This is a genomic window from Ruminococcus sp. 1001136sp1 (assembly GCF_039841815.1).
Classification (GTDB): Bacteria; Bacillota; Clostridia; order Lachnospirales; family Lachnospiraceae; genus Blautia_A; species Blautia_A faecis.
On the sequence record NZ_JBDPGY010000002.1, the window covers coordinates 235,618 to 256,112 of the forward strand.

The window sequence follows — 20,495 nt, forward strand, 5'->3', positions numbered from 1 at the left end:
CGTATGGCGTGGATAAGTGAAGCCCAAAAGCACTACGAAGAATATGTAGACTACTATACTTCCCTTTTGGAAGATTATGTAGACGATCATATTCTTGAACTTGCCCCGGCATACGGGCAGTTACAGGAAGCAGCTGTAGGCTACCTGGAAGAAGTCGCTAAAAAGTATGTAAATGAACAGAACCCGGACTTCGTTCCTACCAGACGGTGGGCGAAAAAGATACAGGAAGAATACCTTACTAAGATCATACCGGAACTGAATTTACTAAACGCAAAACTACAGCCGTTTGCTACGTCTGTGATATGCGGAACTGTTTTTTATGGGGCTAATACTACAGCGTATATTTTAGAACAGGCCGCGAAGTGCGCGGTAACTGTACCGAACCTTACGGCTTCCGGCGTGTTGGGTATTATAGCTAACCCCTGGTTACCGGATAAGAAAACCTACAGTGATCGTATACGTACCAGTGTTTCCCTTGTGGCTTCTAAAAGTGAAGAAGTCGTAAAAGAACTGGTTACAAAGAAAATGCAGTATAGCGACGCCGCTAAGAATCTTTCACAGGGAATACAGGAAAGCTACTATAATGCTTCCCGTATTATCCGTACAGAAATGACTAGGGCGAACGCTTTAGGAACTTCCTACAGCCTTATGGAAAATGCGGATATTGTAGACGGTAAGTATAGGGACGCCACTTTTGACAGTAAAACGTCTGCTTATTGTGCGGCAGACGCCGACTACAGTAAAAGAAATCCTTATGATCTGGATTATGATACACCTATGAACCCAGGGCTACCAGGAAGGCGTATACCGAACCACCCACATTGTCGCTGTAGATGGGTAGCTATCCTTTCTGGTTTAGGTATTAAGGACAGACAGAAAGCCGCTTTAGATCAATACGGCGACCTTTATTACACGAAAGCCGCCAGTTATGACGAATACGCGAAAGAAGTAGGGCTTCCGTCGGTAAAAGACATGGTAAACGCGGATAATCCGAAGAAATACTTAAGACCAGGGGAAACGCTGGCAGACCTTAACCGACAGGTAGTACGGAAACGCTTTAACGGGCAGATCATAACCGTACCTTTAGGTCTTGATATTCATAATTGATTATAGGGCATAAGTCTTTATAATACCGACGCGGCGGATACCGCGGATATGACACGCTTGTAAGGCGTGTTTTTTATTGCCGTAACATAGCCAGGGCGTCAAATACTGGCCGTGGAACCCGACAGCGCGGAACGCTGGATATAGCCGACGGGCTTAATACGGAAAGGAGTTTTTAAGATGGGAAAACTTAGAAAATTACAGGAACGCTACTTAAAAGGAGAACTTACAAAGGCACAGTATGAAGCAGAGTGTAAGAAGCTTCTGGACGACGAAATTTTAGACCAGGACGCTTACGACGACGCTTTAGATTATGACCCGGACTACGAAAGACCTAAGTACAGCCAGGCCGACGTAGACAGCACCGTAGCAAAGAAAGCCGTAAAAATGGTTCGTAAAGCACTTAAGGACGCTGGGGTAACGGTCGAAGCGGACGATAAGACCTTACTTAGCAAAGTGGCAGAAACCATTAAAAACGGTTCTTCTGGTAAAGGCGACGGCGAAGGGGGAAGCGGTTCTTCTATCGACGAAACAGAATTATCTAACCTTAAGACTAAGGCGGCGAAAGTGGACGATCTTACAGCACAGTGTAAGAAGCTGCTTATCGAAAACGCGGTGCTTAAGGAAGCCGGTAAGTATAATCCTGTAAATCCCGCACAGGTAGTAAGGGCGATCAGTGCTGACTATCTGGACAGTATCGAGTTTGACGAAGAAAACGGAACAGCGGACGCAAAGAGTATTGCCCGCGCTATCCGTAAGGTACACGACGCCGAACCGAACTTATTTAAACCAGCTGGGGACGACGGCGACGACGATAACGGCGCTGGTGGTTCTGGTAATGGTTTCCGCGGTAAAGGTCCTGGCGGTGCTGGTAGCACTAAAAACGGCGAACTGGAAGCAAAGAAAGCGGAAGCTTTAGAAATGCTGGGTATTAAGAAAGACGATAAAAAGTAGAAAGGTAGGTTTTTGTTATGCAGAATAACGACGTAACAGTTAGACGAAAATCCTACGCAGCGGCTAAAGAGATCAAGGCCAGCGCCCATTATGCGTATGTCGTAAATGGTATCACGCTGGACGGTTCTAAGTTTGAAACTGGCGGCTTCGTAGAAGAAGGTACTTGTCTTGTAAAAGACAACACCACAGGTAAGTACGAACCGTACAAGGATACGGCAAGTGCTTTTCCAACGGGAAAGAGTGACCCGGTTATCCTTGACGAAAGTATTAAATTCACAGTTAACGACAAGGGCAAAAATCCAGATGTTACCGCCGGACAGGTTCTTGTACATGGTGCGGTATATGAAAGTCTTCTGGTAGGCTGTACCGCAGCTTTTAAAACAGCTGTAGGTGCTGCTATCAGATTCGTGTAAAGAAAGGGGTAAATAAAGATGGCTGGATTAGCAAATTTAAGCGAGTTCTTTGAGAACCCGTTATTTACCGAAACTATCCGCGAGGTTCCAGTGGAAACCGGATATATCGGTAGCCGTTTCCTTCCTTCCGAAAACACTTACGATATGGAGTGGAACGAAACAGTAATTGAAAGACAGGCAGACATGGCCGACCTGGTAGACGCTGGGGCGGAACTGCCTTTAACAGATCGTGACCCGGTAAGACGTGTAAGCGGTTCTATTGCAGATATGGGACAGTCCTATATTCTGACAAAGAAAGAACTTGCTGCTATGTCTGACAAGGGTAACGAAGGTCGCCGTAAGATGGCTGTACAGCAGGTCCTTAAGAAGACCGCACAGCTTAAGTCTAACATTGACGCCCGTGTAGAATGGCTTCGTTGGCAAGCGCTGGGTAACGGTGCTATGATCTACGATAAATCCGGTATTAAACTGGGTGTAGATTTTGGCGTACCAGAAGCCAATAAGGTAACCGCTGCTACAGCGTGGGGGGCTGACGGTGCTACTATCCTGGCAAACTATGAGCGCTGGGTACAGGATTATATCGACGGAAACGACAACGGCTACGCGCCGGACGTATTCGTTACCGGTATCGAAAATATCCGTATCGTACTGAATGACGTAGCGATCAGAAAGGCAATTACAGGATACAGCGATAAGCTTCTTACCCTGGACGAACTTAACACTTTCCTTCGTGGCCGCGAACTTCCGCCTATGGAAGCGTTCGACGCAAAGGTTACTTACCGTGACCCTACAAACGGTGGTAAGAGAACTACCGCCCGCCTTCTGGACAGCAAGAAGGGCGTGTTCCTTATGGAAGGTGACAAAATCGGTAACGTACAGATGGGTCCGACTTATGAGAATAACATGGAACCTGGCATTTTTGCCCGTACCTTCACTATGGAGCGTCCGCTTCGTGAGGTCGTAGAGGTTGTAGCTGCTGGCTTCCCTAAGATCATGTACCCGGAACTTATTAAAATCTGTACTGTACGATAAGGGGGTAAACCATGAAGGTAAAAGTATTAAAAACAGGCGTAACAGTGGAAAGTGCCATTCTTGACGTAGGCGCCGTGGTAGATATGTCCGAAAAGGACGCTACCCGCCTTTCTGGTTATGGACTGGTGGAAGTCGTAGACGAACCAGAACCAGAACCAGAACCAGAGCCGGAACAGGAAACACCTACCGAAGATCAGCCGGAGCCTAAAAAGGCTACACGAACAAAGAAAACAGAGTAAGGGGGTAACGGTATGCTGCTGAATAAAGCCGAACTTCTGGAAAAGTATTATACGCGGGGAAATCCTATAGACGACGCCGACGTAGACCTTTACCTTTCCAGGGCGAATACCTGGTGTATTGGATATATCGGCGGTGTGCCGCCTTTGCTTCCAGGAGAACCACAGGACCGCCCAGGACTTAAAATAGCTGTAGCTACGTGCTTTGAAATCATGGCGCGAGGGGAAACCAAACAGATAAACCCGGATACCGGTAATATCACAGAGGTAGCCCCGCCAACAGGCGCGGTAAAAACGTCTACCCAGTATAAAGCTTTCGACCAGTTCGTTATTGTTAGGGAAATGCTTCGGGCGTATAAAATCGCCTTTGAAGATCAGACCAGCAAAACAGACAGAGGGGTAAAGTTTTTATGATTATAAAAATCGAGTTAGACGGTGGCCTTGATAAATTTATCAGCGGTGCGAACAGTGCCGCCGCAGCTGTAGACAGCATGGAAGAACGCATAGTTAGGCAAGCTGGTACAGCTGGCTTGGAAAATGTAGCGGCAAATATTCACAGCCGATCTGGAAGACTTGCACAAAGTTATACAGTCGGCGGAAATGAAAATATATTTGACGTACAAGCTGGCGGCGGTAGCGCGTCGGTGCGGTATGGTTCTAACTGTCCATATGCTGTACCAGCGGAAGAAGGCTATAACCAGTCTAACCGTGTAAGTAAGTCTACTGGACGAAAGCCGTCTTTATGGGTACCTGGTTCCGGTTCTGGTAGTAACTTTAGTTATAATCCTGGGGCTAAAACAGGAATGAAGCTTTCCGGTAGGTTCGTTCCGGGTCAACATATGTTTGAAAAGTCTTTACCGGATACAAAGGAAGACTTAAGAAAGATAACAAAGTCAGAAGTAGAGCGCCTTTTTAGGGCGCTTTTTTAGTGGGGTGGTAATGTGGAGTATTCAAAAGAACTTACAGCTATACAAATGTGGCTTAAGTCTACAGCTGGGCTTAATTCCTTTAAGCGTGGTACAAATGTGAACATTTCCCGCCCTGTAGTGCTTTTTGACGTTCCGGGACGCGGAAGGGCTAGACACCTTACCCGGTATTCTTACGTACAGACGGTAACGTGGCCGTGTACATTGTATGTGGACACACTGGACGAAGCTGTAAGGTACCAGGAAGCGCTTGTAAGTGATCTGGAAGATCGCTGTAACGTTCTGGAAATAAAAGAAGATGGAAAACGCGTAGGCTGGTTAAAAAACGTCGTCGCCAGATTTAACAACAGCGAAAGCTTAGACGCTACTTTTACACTTACGTATGAAGTGGCTTATAAGCGTAAGGGCTGGGACGCAAGTACGTCGACCGCCGACGTTATGTATACCAGACTGGACGTAAAACCAGAAAAATAGAAAGGAAGCGAAAGTATGGCAGCTAAAGAAACCGGGAATGCACAGGCGGAAAAAGTTACCGCTTCTACGTTCTCAAAAAATGATTTAATCGCGTCTGCCGCCGTATTTAACACAACGCCCGCCATTATGACAGGTGCATTGTACGGCGTAAAAAAAGATGAACTTACAAAACAGGAAGCCGCGGACGCTTTGGCCGCGTTTCTCAAAAAACCTGTACACAAGGGGGTAAAGTAAAATGGCTGGATTGTACACAGAAGGCGAAAGCAAGATTTTAAGTGGTGTATATTCCCTTATCCTTGCTATTTCAACTTCTATAACAAGTGGCGGTCGTGGTATCGTAGCATACCCGTTTACCGCTGACTGGGGACCGGTAAACGAACTTACGACCGGAAACCTTAGAGAATTAAGGGACAACTACAACGCGGTGGGTTCTTCCCTTTCCGTAGGAAAGATTTATACCCACGCGTCAAACGGGGAGCCTAAAAAGGTACTTGGTTACCGTATGGCTACAGCAGAAGCTAAAGTAGCAGCTGCTACCGTTGATACCTGGGTATTTGAAACTGTCTACCCAACTACAAGACCTTTTGTACTTGTGGTAAAAGACGGTGTAGAGGACGGTTCTATTAAGATCAGTCTGGTAGAAAATGCTGTAGAGCTTACTTCGTTCCTGGTATCTGATGTAGATAGTCTGGTAACTATGGTAAATGCTTCTGACTATATCCGTGTAAAGACTAAGGGTACCGCGCTTCCGAAAGCAAACGCGGGCGTAGAGTTTAAGGGCGGAAATAACGGCGACGTCGTTACTGTGACAAACTACACAGCGTTCCTGGACGAGATCGAAGCAGACGGAACCGCTAACGCTTTTTCCTTAGACGGTGTATCTGACGAAAGTATTATTTCTACAGTGATCGCCTGGGTAAAAGATGTACGACAGGAAGGTTTCTACGTGTCCTTCGTAACAGGTGGTCCGAAAGCCTGGGATTCTGCTACGGATACTGCTAACGCGAAGTCAAGGGAAATCAATTACAGACCTGTAATTAACGTGGGTAATGGTTGTGACGGGTATACAGCGGCAGAAATGGCGATTTTTGTAGCTGCAAGAGTGGCAGCGGTAGCCCTTAACAGTTCCCTTACAGACGAAACCGTACCATACCAGGCGGTTAATGTACGTCTGAAAAAGAGTATCAGAGAACGCGCAAAGAAAGCCGGTACCCTTATCTTTGTAGCGAAGGGCGACACTGTAGAGATCGACGAAGGGGTAAATACCCTTACTTCCCCGAAATCGGGAGAGGTTAAAGAAATGGGGTCTGTCCGCGTTTCTTCCACGATCGACTACGTGGTACATGATCTGGAACTTTTTGGCGAGGAATACAAGAAAGCGAAGTCTAATACAGATTCTTTCCGCGCGACCTATGCGACTACTGTACAGCAGCAGTACCTTGACCCGCTGGTAGCACAGGAAATTCTTAAAGAAGGCGCTTCCTATGAGCCAGACCCGGACTACTACGGGGAGAACGCCACAAAGAAGGCTAAGGCAAATGAAGCCTTTTTTGTAGGTGACATCACACCGAACGAAAGCCCAGAAAAAATTTATCAGAAGCTTAGTACGGTATTTTAATAAGGGGGTGTAAAGAATGTTTGATGCTAACGAAGTAATTAACGGTTTGTATGGCTTTGTTTATGACGAAAACGGTAAGCAGATGCAGGAAACAAAAGCCTTTGAAGCGAACGTAGATTATGACAAAGAAGAAGTTTTACAGGCTGGTAAACTTATGAAAGGTCATAAGGTAATTGCTGCTTCTGGTGCTGGAACCATTACAGCGCACAAAATCGACAGTAGACTTCAACGTAAAGCGGCGGATAACCCACACGCGAAATACAACTTTTCCGCGAAGCTGAAAGACCCAACGTCTAAGGGCGAAGAATATATTATGTTTATCGGTGTATCCTTCGACAGCGCCCAGCTTATGAGCTTTGAACTTGGGGAACTTGGAGAGATCGAAATGGACTTTACTTTTGACGACTACAAGTATCTGAAATCTATTAACTAATTATCCGGGGGCGTGAAAAGCGCCCCTTTTTTAAACAAGAAAGGTAGGAAAATAAAAATGGCAGATATTACAGTAATGAACAAACAGGAACAGGAAATTAACACAGGTGCTACACAGGAAAATACAGCTACACAGCCGTTACCAGTAGAGCCGGTAACACCGGTACCGTCCTATGTGGAAGGTCTGACAGAAGACGAAGCAGACCAGGAAGCAGTAACTACAGAAGAACCGAAGTTCTTAAGCCTGGAAGAAATCTTAGGCATGGATACAGCAGACCTTACAGCTGAAAAACAGGGCTTCTTCCATTCTGAAAAGTTAGGGGATATTCCTTACACAGCTATTTCTTACGACGACTATAAACAGGCTAAGAAAGACTGTGTAACATACGACCAGGACGAAAACGGCGTTATCCAGACAAAGGTAGACGACGACAAGCTTATGACGAAGATCGTTATTTTAGCTGTAGACAAAGACCAGCGTAGCAACTTTACTTTTGCAAACGGTGCGTTGCTTAAAAAATTAGGTGTTCATACAGCGGAAGGCGCTTTATCTACACTTCTTCCACCTGGCGAAATCGTAAACTTCGCCGTAGCTGTACAGAATGCTTCTGGCTTTGGAAATAAGGCAAAGAAAAAGGTTAAAGACTCTGTAAAAAACTCTTAAAGTCGGACAGGGAAGCGAAGCTTCTGGCCTATATCTGGAACACCCAGGGCATAACGCCAGGTCAGATATATAACCTTCCCTATTCCGAAAAAGAATTTGTTTATCAAGCCACTTTGCTTAAGATAAAAGAAGAACAGCGCGCAGCAAAAGCAAGACAGAAAAAGAGGTAATATAAATGTCCGATTTTACAATGGGGGCAACCCTTACATTAACGGATAATTTTAGTAGTACCTTGACCGCCGCCGGACATAATGCGGAAGCTTTCAAAAGCCAGATTACGGGTATTTCTTCCGCTATGTCTTCTTCCACAGCTTCTATGGCAGAAACAGCAAGCGCCGCGAACGGGTTAGGTTCTGGGCTACAGAATGTCGGTTCTATCGCCGACAGTATGGGTAACAGTATGACCGACGCCGTAAGTGGTGCCGAAAGTATGGCCGATACCATACAGGAGATAGGGAGCGCCGCACAGGAAAGTCAAGCGCCTATCCAGCAGTCTACAGAAAGTACAAACCGCTGGAAAGCTGCTATGGACCAGTTCGACGCTGGAACCCAACACCTTAAACAATTACCTGGAACTTTAAAACAGATCGCTTCCCAGAAATTAACCGGGCTTGTGGAATCCATGAAGAACGGGGTTACGTCGGCGAAAGACTTGGCGACGAACCTTAAGACAATGGCACAACAGAAGGTTACCAGTCTGGTAGCCAGTTTTAGAGAGTTCAAGTCTACCATACAGGAAGGGCGTACCGGTGTCGTTGGCTTCGTAAACGCGCTTAAAAATATCGGGAAGATAAGCGTTACAGGCGCCGTTAATGGCGTGAAAAGTTTAGCTTCCAACATGAAGACGTTTGCGGCTACTAAAGTATCTGGTATCGTAAACAGTTTAAGTAATATAAAGAATAAGGCGACGGACGGTAAATCTGGCGTAGAGGGGTTAAAGACCGCTTTACAAAAGGTAGCCAGTACGTCGCTTTCTGCTTTACATTCCGGCTTATCAAAAGTCGGAAGTTTAGCAAAGTCCGCCGGTTCCGCTGTACTTAGTGGACTGGGTAAAGGTATAACCGCGATCACGAAAGGCGTGGCGGCTGGTGTTACAGCTGCCGGAACTGCTGTAGCTGGGGCTACGGCGGCCGCCGTAAAAGTGGGGTCTAGTTTTGAAGCCGCTATGTCGTCGGTAGCGTCTATTTCTGGTGCTACGGGACAAGATTTTACGGACTTGGAAACAAAGGCTAAACAGATGGGCGCGACTACTGCCTTTTCTGCCACCGAAGCCGCGAACGCTATGGAATACATGGCTATGGCCGGTTGGAAAACTACGGATATGGTATCCGGTATCGACGGTATTATGAACCTTGCCGCCGCGTCCGGTGCTGATCTGGCCCAGACGTCCGATATTGTTACTGATGGACTTACCGCGTTTGGTATGTCTGCCGGGGAAAGTAGCCGGTTTGCTAACGTAATGGCAGCGGCTTCCAGTAATGCAAATACCAACGTAGAAATGATGGGCGAAACCTTCAAGTATGTAGGTGCTGCCGCTGGTGCTATGGGCTATTCCATTGAGGATATGGCTGTAGCCACTGGACTTATGGCGAACGCTGGTATTAAAGGTTCCCAGGCTGGTACCGCCTTAAGAAGTACCATTACCCGTATGGCAAAACCTACTAAAGAGTCCCAGACAGCTATGGACGCTTTAGGAATGTCTGTTACACGAAGCGACGGTTCCATGAAATCTTTCGCGGAAGTAATGACAGATATGCGTACAGGTATGCAAGGCATGACAGAAGACCAGAAGGCCAGTTATGCCGCCATGCTTGGTGGACAGGAAGCTATGTCGGGTCTTTTGGCTATCGCGAACGCTTCCGATAAAGACTTTCAAGATTTAACGACAGCTATAGCAGAATCATCTACTTGTTATAACGGTTTAGGTGCAGCCGCACAAATGGCGGCAGTTAAACTGGATAACTTACAGGGTGATGTAACCATACTTAAGTCTGGTCTGGAAGGTTTAGGTATTGCGATTTACGATAATATTAAAGGTCCATTACGAAGCGTTACACAAACAGCTACCAAAATGGTGGGTAGTCTTTCCGACGCACTCACGAACGGCGGCTTTTCTGCTTTCGTAGCCCAGCTGAGTAACGTTTTAGGACAAGCTGTAACCATGGTAGCAAGCTACGCGCCACAAGTGGTAAGTATGGGCGTACAGCTTATACAGGGCTTCTTATCTGGAATACAGGCAAATTCTGGAGCGATTGCTTCCGGTGCGGCTTCCACGATCGCCGCGTTTATTAACGGGTTACTTGTGTTAATACCACAGGTAATTATGATCGGCGGACAGCTGATCTTACAATTTGTCCAGGGTATGATACCGCAGATACCGCAACTTTTAACGGCTGCTACACAGGCTATAAATACGCTGGTACAGGGATTTATAAGTGGTCTGCCTATGATCTTACAGACAGCGACCCAGCTTATAATGTCACTGGTTCAAGGTATCGTACAAAATGCCCCTATGCTGATCGCTTCTGCGGTACAGGCTATTACGACGTTTTTATCTGGAATTTTACAAATGTTACCTGTAATTTTACAGGCTGGTGTACAGCTGATCTTAGGACTAGCACAGGGTATTATTTCTAATATCCCACTTATCCTACAGTCGGCGGTTCTTTTAATCCAGCAGTTTGTTACGGGCTTAACTCAAATGCTGCCAACTATCATACAGGGCGGTATACAGCTTGTTATTTCTCTGATACAGGGAATTATTTCAAACCTTGGCACTATCGCACAAGCGGGTGTTCAAATTATCGTTTCACTGGTTACCGGTTTGATACAGGCTATCCCTATGATTATCGCGGCAATTCCGCAGTTAATTTCTGCTATCATAGACACGATCTTTAATACAGACTGGATAGCTGTAGGTGGCGAAATTATAGACGGAATTAAAGATGGTTTTATGTCTGGTTTTACCAGTTTGGTAGACAGCGTAAAGGGCTTGTGGAGTGACTTTACAGGCTGGCTGTTTGGTGACGGCGAAGAAGCCGGAAGCGCGGCCGGTGACGGTGTGGCGTCTGGTGTAACTTCGTCCAGTGGTAATGTGGCGTCTGCCGCTTCTCAAACCACACAGACAGCTACCCAGAATTTCCAGTTTGACTATGGCGTACTGGAAGGTTACGGCCAGCAAGCGACGAACAGCGTAGCCAACGGGCTTAACACGGGTTCTGGAACACTTAATTATAGTGCTACAGCAGTCGGAACGAACACAAGTAATAGTATTCTTTCCGGTATGCAGACTGTAGACCTTGCTTCTGGTGGAACACAGGCTACGAACAGTATTTTAGCCGGTCTTAATACTGGTGGCGTCCAGCTTACTACAACAGCTACGACCCTGGGAACAGAAACGGCGACAAACTTAAACAACAGCCTTCTTACAGGCGGTGCTGGTCTGCAAGCTACGGCTTCGCAGTTAGGCACAGACACTATTAACAGCTTAAGCACAAGTTTTAACAACGGTGCTTCTACACTTGATCTGTCGGCGTTACAGCTTGGTACCAACACTACCAGCAACCTTACCACAGGTCTTACAAACGGAACCGCTACGGCAACGTCGGCGGCTACGAATGTGGGTACCCAGGTAGGAACCAGTCTTACTACCGGACTGGATACGGCAAACGCCCAGGTAGCAGCTTCTACACAGCAACTATCACAAACACTTTCGACAGGTCTTACGACGTCAATAACGGACGCTTCCACACAGGCGACGACCGCTATTAACGAAATGGGTACAAATATCGGAACAGCGCTTACAAGTGCTGTAGACCAGGCTTCAACACAAGCGACCACAGCAGTATCTACCCTGGGTACTAATCTGGGAACTGCCTTAACTGAAAGTCTTACGACAGCAGCGACGGGAGCCGGTGAAGCTGCTAACAATATCGGTACCCAGGTAGGAACAAGCCTTACACAAGGTTTATCTTCGATCAGCGCGAGCGCTTCCATGGCGGCTACGACTGTCGGTACTTCTGTACAGACAGCACTTACTACAAGTATAGCAGCGGCCGGTACAGCAGCTTCCGCGACAGCGCTTACGGCCGGTACGACTATGATACAGTCTTTAGTATCTGGTATTACTGGTATGACACCTACCGCCGTATCTACAGCAAACAGTACAGGTCTTCAGACAGTACAGGGGTTAGCCCTTGGTATTCTTGCAGGAACCAGTACAGCGGTATCCGCCGCACAGACTGTAGTAAATGCTGTAACTGCAACCTTTAACAGTATTAACCTTTACAGTGCTGGTTATAACGCCGCCGCTGGTTTTGCTTCTGGCCTTGCTTCTGGTGCTGGTGCGATCTACGCACAGGCCCAGGCGATCGCGTCTACTGTACGTTCTACTATACAGTCGGCGTTACAAATTCATTCACCGTCAAGGGTAATGATGAAAATAGGACAGTATACCGGCGAAGGTATGGCTATCGGTATTGAAAAGATGGTAGGACAGGTACAAAGTGCTTCCGAACAGCTGGCTAACGGTATAACCGCACCAGTAACGTACAATTCGGGAAACAGCCCGGTACAGGAAGTACAGAGTACGTTATCAGATGTTCCGGCTTTAGCTGGAAATATCCCGGTAAGCCCGACAGGAAGCAGTAAAGCGGAAACGTTGAAAAAAGAAATTAAGCTGGTAATTGAAAAGATCATTCTTAACGATACCGGCGACAAGGACAAAAAGCAGCTTGTAAAAGAGTTGCTGGAAGAACTTATAGAGGAACTGAAAGGCGCTGACGAAGTAATAAGTAGCGCAGACCTGGGGGTATTGTTATAAATGAAAGGTGATAAGACAGTTAATATAACTATCAAAGGTGGCGGCGTAATACTGAACATTCCAGTTATACCGCCAAAAGTCAACGTATCAGATGGTAGCAGTACGCCGAAAACAGTAACCATATGGAGAAAGGGAGAAGTCGATTTTAACGACGGTAAAAGCTTGGACGGCCTTAGCTGGTCGTCCTTCTTTCCTTCCCGATATGACGCTTCGTACTGCAATAACAAGAATTTAAAAACAGTACAATGGTATATCAATACTATAAACAAATGGAAGAACGCTGGAACTGTGGTACAGGTTATCATACCGGCTATGAATATCAATAGGTCCATGAAGATTAAAACCTTCCAGGGGGACTATGAAGGACAAGAGTTAGATTACTACTACGATCTGGAATTTAAAGAATACGTAAAACTTCCACAAGTGAAAGTAAAGGCGAAAAAGTATATCACTGTAAAGAAAAGGGACCCGAAACCAGTATCTAAGCCTTCGACTTCCAAAAACAAGAAAAAGACCGCGATCAAGAAAGGCGACAAGGTACAGTTTAAGGGCGGACCGGTTTATATTTCTTCGGACGCTTCCAGACCAACTGTAACACGCGGAAAGGCAAAATGTAATTGTACGATTGTAAACAGCAATAAGCACCCATACCACCTTATACATTATAGCGGGGCTATGGTGTACGGTTGGGTTAATGCTTCTGATTGCGAGAAAATATAAAGGTAGGCTATATCAATGGGAAAACTACAGCTTAAAATAGATGGAAACGACTTTACGGGTGTCCTTGCTGATAACCCAGTTATTAAAGATCAGCTTAACGCTTGCTGCCGTACCTTGACTTTTAAGCTGTCTTTATACGGGAACCGCCTGGACCTTTTAGCCCTCAAAGTAGAACTTTTCTATAAAGGGAAACGCTGGTTTATCGGTGAGATAAAAAAGCAGAAAGAGGAACACGACGGAACAAACAGTATAACCGCATATGACCCGCTTTTTTTGTTTGGGAAACACGAAGATGATTATTACTTTAAGAATCAGACAGCTACTCAGATCATAAAGAGCATGGCGAAAAAGATAGGATTAAAGGTATATAAGCTGGAAAACACGAACGTTGTTATTTCCCACGTCCTGTATAAGAAAGGCGCCCCAGATAAAATTACGGTAGACGTCTTAGCTAGGACGTGGAATAGCGGCGGAGATAAATTTTGGTTTAGATACGACCCCGTAAATAACGGGATACTGTTAAAGCGACGTACTGTACCAGAAATGATATGGGCGTTTAAAACAGGTGGTAACCTTATATCTGCCAGTAGAGAACGTAGCATAGAAGAAATGTATAACACGGTAAAGCTGATTAACCGGGAAACTGGAAAAACGGCCACAAAGGTTAATGCAAAAAATAAAGCCTTATACGGTAATACCCAGTATTACGAAGAAATCAGCGACAAGGATAAAAACTTATCTAAGATGGCAAAACAAAAGCTTAAGTCTTTATCTAAGATTACTTCTACCATGAATATGTCCGGCTTAAATTCGGATGGCGCTATGGGTCAGTTCTTCGTAGGCGACCCGATTTACGTAGAAGAAAAAAATACCGGTATGGTCGGTGGCTACTGGGTAAGAAACGTATCACATACATTTTTAGCCGACGACGCTATACAGCTGGACTTTGACCTTACAGCTACGGAAGATATACCGGAAATCCAATACGACAACAGTAAAAAATAGTCTTCCAGCTGTATAAGAAGTAAGCAGTTATTCACATAAAGATTTTATAAAAATAACATCTGGTAAGGTACCTAAGTAGAAAGAAGGGGTAGTATGTTAGGGTCTGTAGACGCATTAAGTACATTAAGGGGTAACGGTCAGAAGGATAGCGTACTGGAAGGACTACACCTTTTACAAGCGACTTCCGCAGAGCCGAATCCAGTAAAATTTAAACTGGTAGGAACAGAACTTAACATAGACGCCGATATGTTTGACATACCGGTTTCTGTCTATCCGATCTGTAAGGGCGATCAGTTTTTAGCGTACCCATTGGTAGGGTCAGAACACCAGCGCTGGGGAATCGTAGTGAAGATCACGGGCAGCGGACGAACCGGAACTATGACGGGTTCTAACAGCTGTAAAGTGGACGGTGTAGCCGTGACCTATGGAAGTGGTAAGGTTATGGCGCCTAAGAGTGCCAAAAGTGGCGATCGCGTAGCGGTCATTCCTTACGGTACGCCGAACAATGTAAAATACGCCCTGGTACCTATTGATTACAGAGTATATACGGAGTGTGGTTATTATGGCGGACATTGACTTAAGGGTACCGGTATTTGACTTTGATACTGGGGAATTTGTGATAGGTCTTGACGGTACCGTAAAAACCGTAACCGGGTCAGAAGCCGTAGGTATGATCGCCGTAAAAGCAGAAGAAACCGAACGCGGTGTATTTCCTGTATATGGCGACTTTGAAAACGAAGAAGAAAATCACGTATACGGAAGCGACGTAAAAGCTTATGGTATTTGCGGTGATTATCCGAAAGACGTAAGACTTTCGGAAGTAAAACGAGCTGCGGAAGAAGCAATAGCTTATGATCCGTGGATAACAAGCGTAGATAGTGTATCTGTAGAAGAAGGGGAAGACGAAAACGGAACCCCTTGTTTTATTGTAGACATTGAATTTACGGACATTTTCAGAAATTCAATTTTAGTAGAGGGGGTGGAAGTATGACAGAAAGACCAGAATTTGTACCAGTGTTCTTACAGTCCGCGACAGATATTAAAGAGTTTCTTTTATCCCAGATACCGGATACCTGGCGTAAGGAAGTCGGTGACTTTCCCTATGATATGATTATGCCGGACGTCGCCCAGGTAATGCAGCTGGAAATAGCACAGGACAGAACTTTACAGAACGCTTTCCCGCAGTTTTGCGAAGACGAACGCATGGACGAACACATGGAAATAAGGGGACTTACCAGAATTGAAGCCACAGCAAATAAAAGGGTGCTGTCTATTGTAGCAGACCCCGGCGTAAGAATCCCACAGGGTTACACCTTTACTTCTGTCGTTACAGACGAAGAAGGGAACCCGATAGAGTTTACCGCAGATCGTGAAACGATTTTCCTAAGTGATAAAGCTGTAGACGTTCGCATTACCTGTACACTGACTGGAAACGAAGGAAACCTAGCTACTGGAAGTGAATTTATCTTACAACCGCCTATAGCTGGGGTAACTTCGATCACTGATACAGGTACCGTGGTTATGGCTGCCGAACGGGAAAGCCTAGACGCTGCCTGGACAAGAATATTAGATAAGGCAGAAAACCCAGATACAGGCGGAAACGTTCACGACTACGAACGCTGGGTAGTGGACGGGTTCTATAAAGACTACGGCGTTAAGGTCGGAAAAGTCCTTGTAGATATGTGCTGGAACAAAGATAATGGACACGACGGACGCGGTACGGTTCGCGTAGTCGTCGTAGACGATACTTACGGACCGCTAGATACGTCTATAGTAAATGACATTAAGGAATACCTGGACCCTAAAGCATATGAGGGGTACGGATACGGTAAGGCGCCTGGTGGTGCTGTAGTAACTGTGATAACGGGAACGCCTTACGACATTAACATTTCCGCCCATGTGGAATATGAAAAGAACGTAGACCGGGCGGAAGTTCTACAGCAGTTTACGGAACTTGTCACGGAATACGTGAAGTCGCGGGTATTTAACCGAAACGACGACACGAAAGAGTTAAGCCCTATCGTTTATAAAAAGATAGCTGCTATCTTAGGTACGCTGTCTGGCGTCGCAAACTACGACGACCTTACAGTAAATGGCGGAACCGCGGATATAACGATAGAGCCATACGAAATACCTACCGTAAAGAAGGTAAGTCTTACGTGATACCTAAAAAACAAGACATTGTAATAAGTGATCGTACCGAAGGTATGGTAGAATCTTCCGCCAGTTACTACCAGGAAAGCCAGCTATTTTTTTATATCATAAATGCAAAAGCCAGGGGGTACGACCTGGTAAATGAAAAACAAGACGACTTAGCCCTACAGCTATCGCCACTTACGGCGACCTGGGGGCTTGTTTTTTGGGAACAGTCCGTAGGCTTGCCTATGCTTCCAAACGGTGACTACGCTACGCGCCGACCTAAAGTATTAGCACGTTTGCAGAATTACGAAAACTTTGGCGCCCCTATGATACACAGAATCGCGGAAGCATACGGCGAAAAGATAAGGGTCTACATAGACCCGGCGGAATGTCTGGTTACTATCGTGTTCCAGCGCGGCGTACCTACATTCTTGGAAGAATTTAAAAAAGCTGTAGATAACATTATACACGCCCACCTGGGAACAGAGTACAAATTTGAGTATATCATAACAGGCGGCCTGGAAATGCTTACACAGTACCATGTTTACGGGTACAACGTGCCGGAAGCTGGCGCGTCTGCTATATGCGGTACCCTTCCTTTTACTGCCACAGAAGGGCGCTTATATAGTGCCAGTCTTGGTGTGTCTGGAAAGGTAGATACCGTTCTTCGTGACTATGACCAAACCGGGACGATTGCCAGCGGCCCGCTACCTTTCGTGTCTACGGAAGGGCGCGTATATCGTACCGTGATAGCGGAAGCAGTAGACGGCACTTATACCATAGAAACTTATAAACAATCCAGCGAAGTTACAGAAACCGGTACCATACCGTCGGTAACTACGGAAGGGCGTATTTACAGCGCTGTAATGTCCGTGGAAGAAAGCGACGCCGTAACAAGTACCAGATATGTACAAGCTGGGGAAATGGAAACGGGGGATAAACGCCTATGATTGAACAGAAAGGACTTGCTGTATTTAATAAAGCAGTCGCAGAAACGATTACAAGGGCAGTATGTACGATTAGTGGCAAGGATTATACACTTCCGATCAAAAGCGTAACAGTGGAAGGCGCTAAGTTTAAAGTAAACATTTATTTAGATGATACTTTATCTGGTACCGTAACAAACACGAAGCTGTACGACAAAGACGGAAACTTACTTATCCAGCGCCAGGACGTCGTACCAAAACCAGAAGAAAAAAATCTTCTGGTAGTATTCCAACTTGAATTAAGAGAGGTGGCCTTATGAGTGAAGAAGTAAAAAGAGAGGTACAGACCTGGGACCCGGTAGAGTGGTTAGACCGTATTATTAACGGTGAACAGACTTATACGTTACAAGAAGTACCGGAAAACAGCGGACATTATAAGCTGGTTCCAGACAACGTAGAAGTTATCCAGAAGGGTACACCACTTTCACAGTCCAGGCTTAACCGTATGACTGACGGTATCAGCTTTTCACATAACGTTATCGGTGCTATTGCTACCGAAGCGCTTAGACAGGCTGGACTTGCACACAAAAACAGACAGGTAGACTTTGAAAAACGTTTCTTACAGGGCGAAGCCACTATTACCGGAACGCCTGGGGGATATTTTTCTACTACTTATCCGTTCGTCCTGGTACCTATTCCGGCCGGTACAGAACATACACAAACCAATACGCCACACTATGACGTTACTTTGTGTGTGACAGCTGCCGACGACATTGGAAAGGTAAACCTTGAAGTTTACGATAAAGCAAGTAACGGCTTTAAAGTAAGAAATTTAGGTAGCGCGAAGTCTGTAAGCTTTACCTGGACGATCATTAACACAAATATTCAGTAAGGGGGTAATAACAATGAGAATACAGCACGTAAACAGTGGTACTAAGGCGAAGTGGAAAACAAAAGGAACCATTTTACAGCTTACCGTACCAGGCGTAGAGCCTATCGAAATCGACCTTAACGAAGAATTACAGGACATAGCTGTAACCGTAGACGTAAGCCTTAATTCCGGCTTTACAGCGCTGGAAAAAGGTGTAGGTAACTGGTATGTAGCGTCCGTAAAAATCCCGGCAAGGGAATACGATTATCAGCCGACAGGCGAAACAGACGACGAAGGCTACGACATTCTGGAAGAAGTAGCTTTAGACGTAAACATGAGGGACGTTACTTTATGCCTGTGGGGTATCCCAGATATGACCCAGGCACAGAAAGAAAGCGAGGTAAAATAAATGGCTTTTACATTTTCAATTAAGGACACATACAGACAGGCTGTAGAAGCTGCCAGCGGTGGAAAGCAGACAGTATTATACGACGACAAAGGGTATCCGTCTATTATGAACATTATCCCGAAGCTGTCTTATAAGGACGTCGGTTTATCTGACAGCACAAAAGCACTTCCGGCGTTCATGGTTGACGACGCGGAAAAGCCGGAAATCTTTGTAGGTACCTTTATGGCTATGGTACATGACGGAAGGGCGTGTAGCCTTCCTGGACAGGTGCCGAAAGTTTATACCAACATGGACCAGGCTATCACTTATTGTCGTGCAAAAGGTCCGGGCTGGCATTGTATGACAAACGCGGAATATGCCGCTATTGCCCTTTGGTGTAAGGCAAATGGTTACTACCCACGCGGAAATAACAACTACGGCAGCGATCACGGTTATCCGCATGAAAAGTGCAGACCTGGAACTGTAGGAAGCGACGGACGTATTAACCTGGGGCTTACTGGTAGTGGTCCGAACAGCTGGACACACGACGGAACCCCGAACGGTATCTACGGTTTGAACGGCGACGGCTGGGAATGGGCTATCGGACTTCGTACAAATAATGGAGAAATCCAGATTTTGACCGGAAACAATGCAGCAAAGAACACAGCAGACCTTACAGCTGGAAGCGCGGAGTGGAAAGCTATTTTACCAGACGGTACCCTGGTGGCACCTGGTACAGCTGGTACGCTTAAGATCGACATTGTAAGCGGTGTTCCGAAGATCAGCACTACAGTAAAAACGACGACAAGCGGCGACCAGTGGCCGTCTACACCGTTTAAAGATTTAGCTGTAGAATCCGGTATCACAATACCGGATATTTTGAAGGCGTTAGCCGTCTTCCCTTCGGATAACAGCGATCATGGCGGGGATAGATTTTACGCAAGGAATGACGGGGAAAAATGCTTCTTCCGCGGTGGGTCTTGGAGCTACGCGTCTAACGCTGGCGTTTTCTGTCTGTATGGCCACAACCCGCGTTCTGTTTCCTATGACTACATTGGCTTCCGCCCCGCTTACATTCTTTTGTAAATCTGTAGTGGCCGCGACAGCGGACACCGCCAACTAAAGGAGTGAAAAACTATGGCGGATACCAGAGAACTTTATATTAAAACGAAAGTAGAAGATATGATAGTTTACGGGAATATTTGCTTAAAACAGTTTCCGAAACATGAACGATACGCCCTTGCTTCGGAAATAAGGCTTTGTATGTACCGTATTCTGGGAATCGTCATAGAAACTAATCATAAGCACTACAAGAAAACTACGCTTACCGAACTGGACATAGAAGTAGACAAACTACGGTCTTATCTTCGTCTATCAGTGAACCCAGAACTTAAGTATTTATCTGTAGATAAGTATGGAAACTGGGCGGCCATGGTAGACGAAATCGGCCGTATGGTCGGTGGTTGGATACAGTCGGTAAGCAAATAAATACTTAGGGTACATGACATTAAATGTGGCTTCTTCCGCGGTGGGAATTGGAACAACACGTCTAACGCTGGCGTTTTCTATCTGAATGACAACAACCCGCGTTCTAATTCCAATGACAACATTGGCTTCCGCCCCGCTTAACCTGGAAATCCTCTAGTCTACAGCTTAAGGGCTGTAACACGCGACCAGGTAAAGGGTTATGTATCCTTGCTGTAAAGCAGAAAATAAAGGTTAGGAACGGACGTACTTTAGTAGCTTCGGCGAACGGTGCGACACGCTGAAA

Annotated in this window: 24 protein-coding genes; all 24 read left to right on the forward strand. The window is 45.9% G+C overall.

The window, feature by feature from the left end; translation table 11 throughout:
- Positions 1–3: 3 nt before the first annotated feature.
- The 24 genes from ABHC48_RS03055 to avd all read left to right on the forward strand — a co-directional run bounded on the left by ABHC48_RS03055 (position 4) and on the right by avd (position 20,212).
- Positions 4–1,107, forward strand: coding sequence for a hypothetical protein (locus ABHC48_RS03055; protein WP_195699852.1), 1,104 nt, complete (start codon positions 4–6; stop codon positions 1,105–1,107).
- A gap of 177 nt (positions 1,108–1,284) precedes the next feature.
- Positions 1,285–2,058, forward strand: coding sequence for a hypothetical protein (locus tag ABHC48_RS03060; protein WP_118173853.1), 774 nt, complete (start codon positions 1,285–1,287; stop codon positions 2,056–2,058).
- A 17-nt stretch (positions 2,059–2,075) separates the two neighbouring features.
- Positions 2,076–2,471 carry a hypothetical protein gene (locus ABHC48_RS03065; RefSeq protein ID WP_195699853.1) on the forward strand — a complete coding sequence of 132 codons (396 nt, stop codon included), beginning with the start codon at positions 2,076–2,078 and terminating at the stop codon, positions 2,469–2,471.
- 18 nt (positions 2,472–2,489) lie between these two features.
- Positions 2,490–3,503: a major capsid protein gene (locus tag ABHC48_RS03070; RefSeq protein WP_118173851.1), complete on the forward strand. Its 1,014-nt coding sequence runs from the start codon at positions 2,490–2,492 to the stop codon at positions 3,501–3,503.
- Between the two features lie 11 nt (positions 3,504–3,514).
- The gene (locus ABHC48_RS03075) at positions 3,515–3,742 is read left to right on the forward strand and encodes a hypothetical protein (protein WP_195699854.1); all 228 of its coding nucleotides are present in this window, start codon (positions 3,515–3,517) and stop codon (positions 3,740–3,742) included.
- Between the two features lie 12 nt (positions 3,743–3,754).
- On the forward strand, positions 3,755–4,153 hold the full coding sequence (locus ABHC48_RS03080; protein ID WP_118173849.1) for a hypothetical protein: 399 nt from the start codon (positions 3,755–3,757) through the stop codon (positions 4,151–4,153).
- Positions 4,150–4,668, forward strand: a complete 519-nt coding sequence (locus ABHC48_RS03085; RefSeq protein ID WP_195274067.1) for an HK97 gp10 family phage protein — start codon at positions 4,150–4,152, stop codon at positions 4,666–4,668. Before ABHC48_RS03080 ends, ABHC48_RS03085 begins: the two co-directional genes overlap by 4 nt.
- 12 nt (positions 4,669–4,680) lie before the next feature.
- Positions 4,681–5,139: a hypothetical protein gene (locus ABHC48_RS03090; RefSeq protein WP_195699855.1), complete on the forward strand. Its 459-nt coding sequence runs from the start codon at positions 4,681–4,683 to the stop codon at positions 5,137–5,139.
- A 15-nt stretch (positions 5,140–5,154) separates the two neighbouring features.
- A complete protein-coding gene (locus ABHC48_RS03095; protein ID WP_118173846.1) occupies positions 5,155–5,373 on the forward strand; it encodes an oligoribonuclease in 219 nt (72 codons plus the stop codon).
- 1 nt (position 5,374) lies between these two features.
- A complete protein-coding gene (locus ABHC48_RS03100) occupies positions 5,375–6,757 on the forward strand; it encodes a phage tail protein (RefSeq protein ID WP_195274072.1) in 1,383 nt (460 codons plus the stop codon).
- 16 nt (positions 6,758–6,773) lie between these two features.
- Positions 6,774–7,190: a phage tail tube protein gene (locus ABHC48_RS03105; RefSeq protein ID WP_195699856.1), complete on the forward strand. Its 417-nt coding sequence runs from the start codon at positions 6,774–6,776 to the stop codon at positions 7,188–7,190.
- Between the two features lie 57 nt (positions 7,191–7,247).
- The gene (locus ABHC48_RS03110; protein WP_207661918.1) at positions 7,248–7,853 is read left to right on the forward strand and encodes a hypothetical protein; all 606 of its coding nucleotides are present in this window, start codon (positions 7,248–7,250) and stop codon (positions 7,851–7,853) included.
- A gap of 175 nt (positions 7,854–8,028) precedes the next feature.
- Positions 8,029–12,675 (forward strand): phage tail tape measure protein, encoded by a 4,647-nt coding sequence (locus ABHC48_RS03115; RefSeq protein ID WP_195699857.1) that lies wholly within the window; start codon positions 8,029–8,031, stop codon positions 12,673–12,675.
- Positions 12,676–13,395, forward strand: coding sequence for a hypothetical protein (locus ABHC48_RS03120; RefSeq protein WP_195699858.1), 720 nt, complete (start codon positions 12,676–12,678; stop codon positions 13,393–13,395). It abuts the gene before it with no gap.
- Between the two features lie 15 nt (positions 13,396–13,410).
- Positions 13,411–14,400, forward strand: a complete 990-nt coding sequence (locus tag ABHC48_RS03125) for a glycoside hydrolase (RefSeq protein WP_195699859.1) — start codon at positions 13,411–13,413, stop codon at positions 14,398–14,400.
- Positions 14,401–14,493: 93 nt separating this feature from the next.
- A complete protein-coding gene (locus ABHC48_RS03130) occupies positions 14,494–14,976 on the forward strand; it encodes a hypothetical protein (protein WP_195274082.1) in 483 nt (160 codons plus the stop codon).
- Positions 14,963–15,391: a DUF2634 domain-containing protein gene (locus ABHC48_RS03135; protein ID WP_195274084.1), complete on the forward strand. Its 429-nt coding sequence runs from the start codon at positions 14,963–14,965 to the stop codon at positions 15,389–15,391. Before ABHC48_RS03130 ends, ABHC48_RS03135 begins: the two co-directional genes overlap by 14 nt.
- Entirely contained in the window at positions 15,388–16,563 is a 1,176-nt protein-coding gene (locus tag ABHC48_RS03140) for a baseplate J/gp47 family protein (RefSeq protein ID WP_195274086.1), read from the forward strand. The genes ABHC48_RS03135 and ABHC48_RS03140 overlap by 4 nt, the downstream gene beginning before the upstream one ends.
- Entirely contained in the window at positions 16,560–17,489 is a 930-nt protein-coding gene (locus ABHC48_RS03145) for a putative phage tail protein (protein WP_195274088.1), read from the forward strand. Before ABHC48_RS03140 ends, ABHC48_RS03145 begins: the two co-directional genes overlap by 4 nt.
- Positions 17,486–17,785, forward strand: a complete 300-nt coding sequence (locus tag ABHC48_RS03150; RefSeq protein ID WP_195274090.1) for a hypothetical protein — start codon at positions 17,486–17,488, stop codon at positions 17,783–17,785. Before ABHC48_RS03145 ends, ABHC48_RS03150 begins: the two co-directional genes overlap by 4 nt.
- Positions 17,782–18,357: a hypothetical protein gene (locus ABHC48_RS03155; RefSeq protein ID WP_195699860.1), complete on the forward strand. Its 576-nt coding sequence runs from the start codon at positions 17,782–17,784 to the stop codon at positions 18,355–18,357. The genes ABHC48_RS03150 and ABHC48_RS03155 overlap by 4 nt, the downstream gene beginning before the upstream one ends.
- 13 nt (positions 18,358–18,370) lie before the next feature.
- On the forward strand, positions 18,371–18,745 hold the full coding sequence (locus ABHC48_RS03160; protein ID WP_195274094.1) for an AAA family ATPase: 375 nt from the start codon (positions 18,371–18,373) through the stop codon (positions 18,743–18,745).
- A complete protein-coding gene (locus tag ABHC48_RS03165; protein ID WP_195699861.1) occupies positions 18,746–19,810 on the forward strand; it encodes a hypothetical protein in 1,065 nt (354 codons plus the stop codon).
- 51 nt (positions 19,811–19,861) lie between these two features.
- The gene (avd, locus tag ABHC48_RS03170) at positions 19,862–20,212 is read left to right on the forward strand and encodes a diversity-generating retroelement protein Avd (protein ID WP_118173832.1); all 351 of its coding nucleotides are present in this window, start codon (positions 19,862–19,864) and stop codon (positions 20,210–20,212) included.
- The last annotated feature ends 283 nt before the right edge of the window (positions 20,213–20,495 follow it).